Below are 6,366 nucleotides of genomic sequence, written 5' to 3'. Positions count from 1 at the left end.
ACCTCGGCAAACAAAGCCGTGAAATCATCCTCGGTGAACACTGCAAGCTGCGCCTCTGCCTGCCCCGTCAACGTTCGGAGCGCGGCGATGTCGAGCTTACCTTGGGTTACCCGTCCGCGGTACGTCGACCACACGGCCTCGATCGGTAGCGGCGCAAGGGCGTCGTTCGAGTGAGTAGTAAAGAGAACCTGACACGACTTCCGCCGAGCGACGTCGATCAGGTACTCGACGAGGCGGCGAGTCGCTATCGGATGCAATCCATTCTCGATCTCCTCGATTAGCAGAAGCGAGTCATCCGGTGCTTCCTCAACGCGGCTGACAATGCGAATAATGCTGGCCTCGCCCGCGCCAAAATGAAACTCGCTGTAACTATGTTCCTCGTCGGTGCTGCCGCGCACGGCGTAGATCGAGTTCTTGCCGTCGACGTCGGCGTCGACTTGGAGATAGTTGGCGGCGGCCTTGCCGAGGATGTTCTCCACCGCGTCCACTACATCCTTCGAGAAAGTGATCTCGCGAGCGCCAGCGAAGTCGCCCTTGATAAACCGGTACGTGTCCTTCCGTTCGCTGGCGGGCAGAGTTCTACTGATCCCCGAGATGACCACCACGCGCTCCACCGCGTCGCGGTTCCACTTGGCTTTCAAGTAGCTTGCGGTGCGGCTGACTGACGGCGATCCCAGACGCTCCCTGTCGATCAACTCGTACTCGATCTTCCAGCCGCGCATGGAACCGTCGTACGCGCCGCTCTTGGCGAAGAATCGCCGGGGCGGGACGGAGTCGTAGATCAACGCGGCCGCACCGAGGATGGTCGTTTTACCTTCTCCGTTTGGGCCGATGAGCGCCGTGACCGGGAAGTCGAAACGGACCTCGACATCCTCGAATCCGCGGAGCTTCACAAGACGCATCCCCGACAGGTATTTCGTATACTTCCGCTTTCGCACGCGATCCGACAGGGCCGTGATCGTGCTGTCGCGAATTTCTGACTTCAAGTTGTCCTCCCAACAGCACGCCCGTGCGGCGATCCAATAACGGAATTCTCTCATGCACGTGCAACATGGTTAGTGCCCGAAAACGCCTCCACCTTCGTTCTCATGGAGGGCAGGGCCGCTGACGGGCGGGCGGCACGACCTGCCTCACACAACCGCAGATCTGGCATTCATGATCCACAGAACGGGCCCTAAACGGTCGTGGCCGCGCGGACCCGTGCTCGTCAACCGTTGACCGTCGATGCGCCGCGCGCCAAACGTCAACACCAGCACGACAACTGACGATAACTGCCGATCGTCTCATCGGTCCTGTCTGGTGTGTTCCCAGGCGAGGGGGTTTGCGTTGATGATTTCGGTGGCGAGGTCGCGGGCGGTGTCGGTTTTGAGGGCGGCCAGGCTGTTGTCGATCCAGCGTTGGACGGTGGTGACGCCTTGGTGTTGGTATTCGACTGCCTGAATAAGACACTCCAACTTGTCTGCATCCCGTGCGCATCGGGCTTCGATGGTTTGTTGTGCTTCGAATTCCGCGATCGCATCGCGCAGCACCGTACGTGCGGGGTCGGTGCATTCGGCGGTTTGGTCGGCGTTGATGTCGACGGGATCGGTGGCTTTCAGGTAGTGCTTGCCGATTTTGGGGATGTCGCCGATGCGGGTTTCGGGGGTGTCGTGCACCGAACACAGCATGGAGGTGCGGGCGGGGTCGGCGCCTTCGTGGCTGGCGATGATCATCCCCACGATCGCGGTACGCCAGGAGTGCTCGGCGATCGATTCGGGGTCACGGATACCTGCGATCCACCAGCCGCTGCGGCGTGCGCGTTTCAGCAGCCCGAGTTCCAGGAGGTAGCCTGCTTCGCCCGCCAGTTCGGTCACGATGTCGCCTTACGATTGCGATAGCCCAGATCTGCCAGGATTGTGGCCAGGGAGGCCAGTTCTTTCTTGGTTTGCGCCGAGACTTGGCCGCTGTCGCCGAGTCGGTCAATGCGCTCCAACAGCAGCAGCGTGGTCGCTTCGTCGTCGATGACCAACCCTCTTTGAGCGCGCAGCAGTAGCGCAAGGTTATGGGTATTCAAGTCGACGATCGGGTGATCGGGGTGGAGGCGTTCTACGAGGTGCGGGTACATGTGGGAGCCGCGCCATCGAAGCTGCCTTTGGGGCATGAATGCGTCGTTGCCTTCGCGGTCGGTGAGGTCGCCGACCCAGTAGGCGGTGTAGTTGAGTGCGGCGGTTTCGCAGTCGGCGCGTTGTTGGGCGTGGGAGAGAAATCGCCGCAGAGGTTCGGGATCGCCGCGGTACGCGCACGAAACCGCGTACGAGCACGCGTCCAACCATGACGGTGACCACGGCTCGGTACCTAGTAGATATCGGGATGCCTGATGGGACAGTTGAGCTTTCGTCGTCAACCCCGCGAGACCAGCAAGGAATGTGGCTTGGCTGCGCAGCAACAATGTTGACCTGGCGTGGCGGTTTTCGGACAGGTCAAGCAAGTTGGCGTCGAGCTGTCTGCGGTTGATCCATCCCAACTCGGGCCGAGTGGGTGATGGGCCCCGTCGGCGGAGTTGGGGCAATCGGGCGGCGATGCGCGGTGGAACGCCAGTGAGTGCCCACGTCAAGAGTTCCGAGATGCGCAGGTCCATCACGCACCCCGCCAGCGGGTGTTGATCCAGCTTCGCTGATGGTTCAGGGTTCGCAATCGCGGTGATGATCAGGTCAGCCTCAATCGCGACGGGAATGGTAGCGACCAACTCAGAGTCGACGCCAATGCGAAGCAACTGACGGCTGATGTGCCGAAGTTGCTTCATGCTCACCGCGGCCAGCGGGCGACGCCCAGTTTCCCAACTACCGACGGTCGTTGAATCGACTTCCATCGCCACGGCGCAGACTTCTTGCATAGGTATGCGGTCCACATCTGACGGCGGATGTCCCAGCTCCACCCGTTCCTACGGCGTTTTGCGTGGCGGATAGCGCGAGGGGTTTCGCCCCTCGCATGGCGCGCGGAGCGCGCCCATAAAAGAGGTGTGTGGTGGGGCGAAGCCCCTCCACGCACAAAGTCCTTGAGGGCGACGGCGAAGCGAACTCTCTGGCCCACCAGAACCAACGCGTTGTGAGGGGGTTTGGGTGGAGCGAAGCTCCCCCAAAGCGGCGGCGGCTTCGTCGCCGCGGAAATGACAAAAGCGAAGTGGTTTTGGTCCACCAAAACACACTTCGCCTATCGCTGGAGTGGACGATACTGGGATCGAACCAGTGACCCCTACCGTGTCGAGGTAGTGCTCTACCGCTGAGCTAATCGTCCGAGGTTGTTTCGAGGTGGAGACGGGATTTGAACCCGTGTAAACGGCTTTGCAGGCCGCTGCCTCGCCTCTCGGCCACTCCACCACAGGCCGCGGGGCTGTGTGTAGCCCGGCCTCAGAGCGGACGACGGGGTTCGAACCCGCGACCTTCACCTTGGCAAGGTGACGCGCTACCAGCTGCGCTACGTCCGCGTGTGTGCTTTGTCCGGGTTTTGGGGCCCGTCTTGGCGACGCAGAGAACTTTAGCGGACGGGTGGTGGGGTCGACAACCGGGGGTGGGGAGTGTCGGTGGGGCGGCGCATGATGGGTGGGTGGATGAGGCGTTGGCGAAGATGGGTGTGCCGTCCCCGGTGGGGACATTGTGGTTGGTGGCGTCCGCCGAAGGGTTGCGGCGGGTGAGTTTTGGGGGGTCGGGCGAGGGTGGGGGTCCCTTGGGGAGGGATCGGGGGGCCTTGGGGGTGCTCGAGGTTGTGGCGGGGCAGTTGGAGGAGTTTTTCGGGGAGCGGCGGGAGGAGTTTGAGGTGCCGTTGGATTGGTCGCTGAGTTCGGGGTGGGCGTTGCGGGTGCGGCGGGTGTTGTTCGAGACCGTGGGGTGTGGCGAGACCGTGAGTTATGGGGAGTTGGCGGCGCGGGCCGGGAGGCCGGAGGGGGCGCGGGCCGTGGGCGGGATCATGGCGGGGAATCCGATTCCGGTGGTGGTGCCGTGTCATCGGGTCATTGCCGCCGATGGCGGGTTGGGTGGGTTCGCCGGTAGCGGTGGGGCGATGGTGGAGATGAAGCGGAAGTTGTTGGAGCGGGAGGGATCGGCGGCGCCGACCCTGTTTGATCTGTGAGGTCGGTGGTGGGCTCGAATTGATGCGGTGCACAATCATGTGCTCGTAGGACTTGCCTGTGGAGGGGAACAAGAGTGACCGCCAGCATCAATGCCACCATCGCCTCGGAGCTGGGAGTCGGTGAGCGCCAGGTCGCCGCGGCCGTGGATCTGCTCGATGGCGGGGCGACCGTGCCGTTCGTTGCCCGGTACCGCAAGGAGGCCACCGGGACGTTGGACGACGCGCAGTTGCGGACCCTGGACGAGCGGCTGCGGTACCTGCGGGAGTTGAACGAGCGGCGGACGTCGGTCCTGGACGAGATCTCCAAGCAGGGGAAGCTCACCGACGAGCTGCGCGGTCAGATCGAGTCGGCCGACACCAAGGCGCGGTTGGAGGACCTGTACCTGCCGTACAAACCGAAGCGGCGCACGAAGGCGGCGATCGCGCGCGAGGCGGGGCTGGAACCGTTGGCGGAGGTGCTGTTGGCCGATCCGTCGGGGGTGCCCGCGGAGGTGGCGGCCGGGTTTGTCGACCCGTCCAAGCAGGTGGACGATGTGGAGGCTGCCCTGGCGGGGGCGCGGGCCATCTTGACCGAGCGGTTGTCCGAGGACGCCGACCTGGTGGGTCATCTGCGGGAGCGGATGTGGGGCAAGGGGCGGATCGTGTCGGAGGTGAAGCAGGGCAAGGAGACCGAGGGCGCCAAGTTCGCGGACTACTTCGCGTTCACCGAGCCGTTCGCGAAGCTGCCCTCGCACCGGGTGCTGGCGATGTTTCGGGGCGAGAAGGAGGGCGTGCTGTCGCTCAACCTGGACCCGCAGGGGGCCGGGGACGCGGATGCCTCCGACTATGAGGCGCTGATCGCGCGCAACTTCGGGGTCGCCGATCAAGGACGGCCCGGGGACGGGTGGCTGCTGGACACCGTGCGCTGGGCCTGGCGGACCCGGATCTCGGTGGGGTTGTCAGTGGACACCCGGGTGCGGTTGTGGCAGGCGGCCGAGGACGAGGCCGTGCGGGTGTTCGCGGCGAACCTGCGGGACCTGCTGTTGGCCGCGCCCGCCGGTACCCGGGCGACGCTCGGGCTCGACCCGGGTTTTCGCACCGGGGTCAAGGTCGCGGTGGTGGACGCCACCGGGAAGGTCGCCGAGACCGCCACGATCTACCCGCACAAGCCGCAGGGCAAGTGGGACGAGGCGCTGGCGACGTTGGCGGCGCTGGTGGAGCGGCACCAGGTGGACCTGGTCGCCATCGGCAACGGCACCGCCAGCCGCGAGACCGACCGCCTGGCGGGCGAGCTGGTGAAGCTGGCGGCGGGGCAGCGGCTCACCAAGGTGGTGGTGTCGGAGGCTGGCGCCTCGGTGTATTCGGCCTCGGCCTTCGCCTCCCGGGAGCTGCCCGATATGGACGTTTCGTTGCGCGGCGCGGTGTCGATCGCGCGGCGCTTGCAGGACCCCTTGGCGGAGTTGGTGAAGATCGACCCGAAGTCCATTGGGGTGGGTCAATACCAGCACGACGTCGCCGACAACAAGCTGTCGCGCAGCCTGGACGCCGTGGTGGAGGACTGCGTGAACGGGGTCGGCGTCGACCTCAACACCGCCTCCGCTCCCCTGCTGGCGCGGGTGTCGGGCATCAGCGCCTCGCTGGCGGACGCCATCGTGGCGCACCGGGACTCGGCCGGGGCGTTCACCGCGCGCCAGGAGCTGCGCACCGTGTCTCGCTTGGGGCCCAAGGCCTTCGAGCAGTGCGCGGGCTTCCTGAGGATCCGGGGCGGCAGCGACCCGCTGGACGCCTCCAGCGTGCACCCGGAGGCGTACCCGGTCGTCAGGCGGATCGCCTCCGAGGCCACCGGCGGCGAGGTGACCAGCCTGATCGGCAACGGCAAGCTGCTGCGCTCGATCGAGCCGTCGCGGTTCGTCGACGACACCTTCGGCCTGCCCACGGTCACCGACATCCTGTCGGAGCTGGAGAAGCCCGGGCGGGACCCGCGGCCCAGCTTCAAGACGGCGTCGCTTGTGGACGGAATCGAGGCGATCGGGGATCTGTCGCCGGGCATGGTGCTGGAGGGGACCGTGACCAATGTGGCGGCGTTCGGCGCCTTTGTGGACGTCGGCGTGCACCAGGACGGGCTGGTGCACATCTCGGCGATGTCGAAGACCTTCATCAAGGATCCGCGCGAAGTCGTGAAGCCGGGCGACATCGTCAAGGTCAAGGTGCTGGAGGTCGAGGTCGCCCGCAAGCGCATCGCGCTGACGCTGCGCCTCGATGACGAGATCGGCGACAAGGGAC

At 65.1% G+C, this 6,366-nt stretch carries 5 protein-coding genes and 3 tRNA genes; 2 read left to right on the top strand and 6 right to left on the bottom strand.

Annotated elements, in window-relative coordinates; translation table 11 throughout:
• From VE172_RS24655 to VE172_RS24630, 6 genes are all read right to left on the bottom strand, one after another.
• The coding region (locus VE172_RS24655) for an ATP-dependent nuclease (protein WP_324804665.1) at window positions 1–986 on the bottom strand (986 nt) is incomplete at its 3' end.
• Window positions 987–1,283: 297 nt separating this feature from the next.
• Complete coding sequence (locus tag VE172_RS24650) at window positions 1,284–1,853, bottom strand: HD domain-containing protein (RefSeq protein ID WP_324804664.1); 570 nt, start codon at window positions 1,851–1,853, stop codon at window positions 1,284–1,286.
• Complete coding sequence (locus VE172_RS24645) at window positions 1,850–2,854, bottom strand: hypothetical protein (RefSeq protein WP_324804663.1); 1,005 nt, start codon at window positions 2,852–2,854, stop codon at window positions 1,850–1,852. Before VE172_RS24645 ends, VE172_RS24650 begins: the two co-directional genes overlap by 4 nt.
• 347 nt (window positions 2,855–3,201) lie before the next feature.
• Window positions 3,202–3,273: transfer RNA gene (locus tag VE172_RS24640), tRNA-Val, on the bottom strand.
• A 12-nt stretch (window positions 3,274–3,285) separates the two neighbouring features.
• Window positions 3,286–3,356 (bottom strand) — tRNA-Cys (locus VE172_RS24635).
• Between the two features lie 34 nt (window positions 3,357–3,390).
• A tRNA-Gly gene (locus tag VE172_RS24630) sits at window positions 3,391–3,463 on the bottom strand.
• A 140-nt stretch (window positions 3,464–3,603) separates the two neighbouring features.
• Here VE172_RS24630 and VE172_RS24625 point away from each other — a divergent pair.
• The gene (locus VE172_RS24625) at window positions 3,604–4,104 is read left to right on the top strand and encodes a methylated-DNA--[protein]-cysteine S-methyltransferase (RefSeq protein ID WP_414715154.1); all 501 of its coding nucleotides are present in this window, start codon (window positions 3,604–3,606) and stop codon (window positions 4,102–4,104) included.
• Between the two features lie 74 nt (window positions 4,105–4,178).
• A partial coding sequence (locus VE172_RS24620) for a Tex family protein (RefSeq protein WP_324804662.1) occupies window positions 4,179–6,366 on the top strand: 2,188 nt, incomplete at its 3' end.

Origin of the sequence: Stackebrandtia sp. (assembly GCF_035643755.1) — a bacterium.
GTDB lineage: Bacteria > Actinomycetota > Actinomycetes > Mycobacteriales > Micromonosporaceae > Stackebrandtia.
This window is presented reverse-complemented; position numbering and strand designations above follow the sequence as displayed.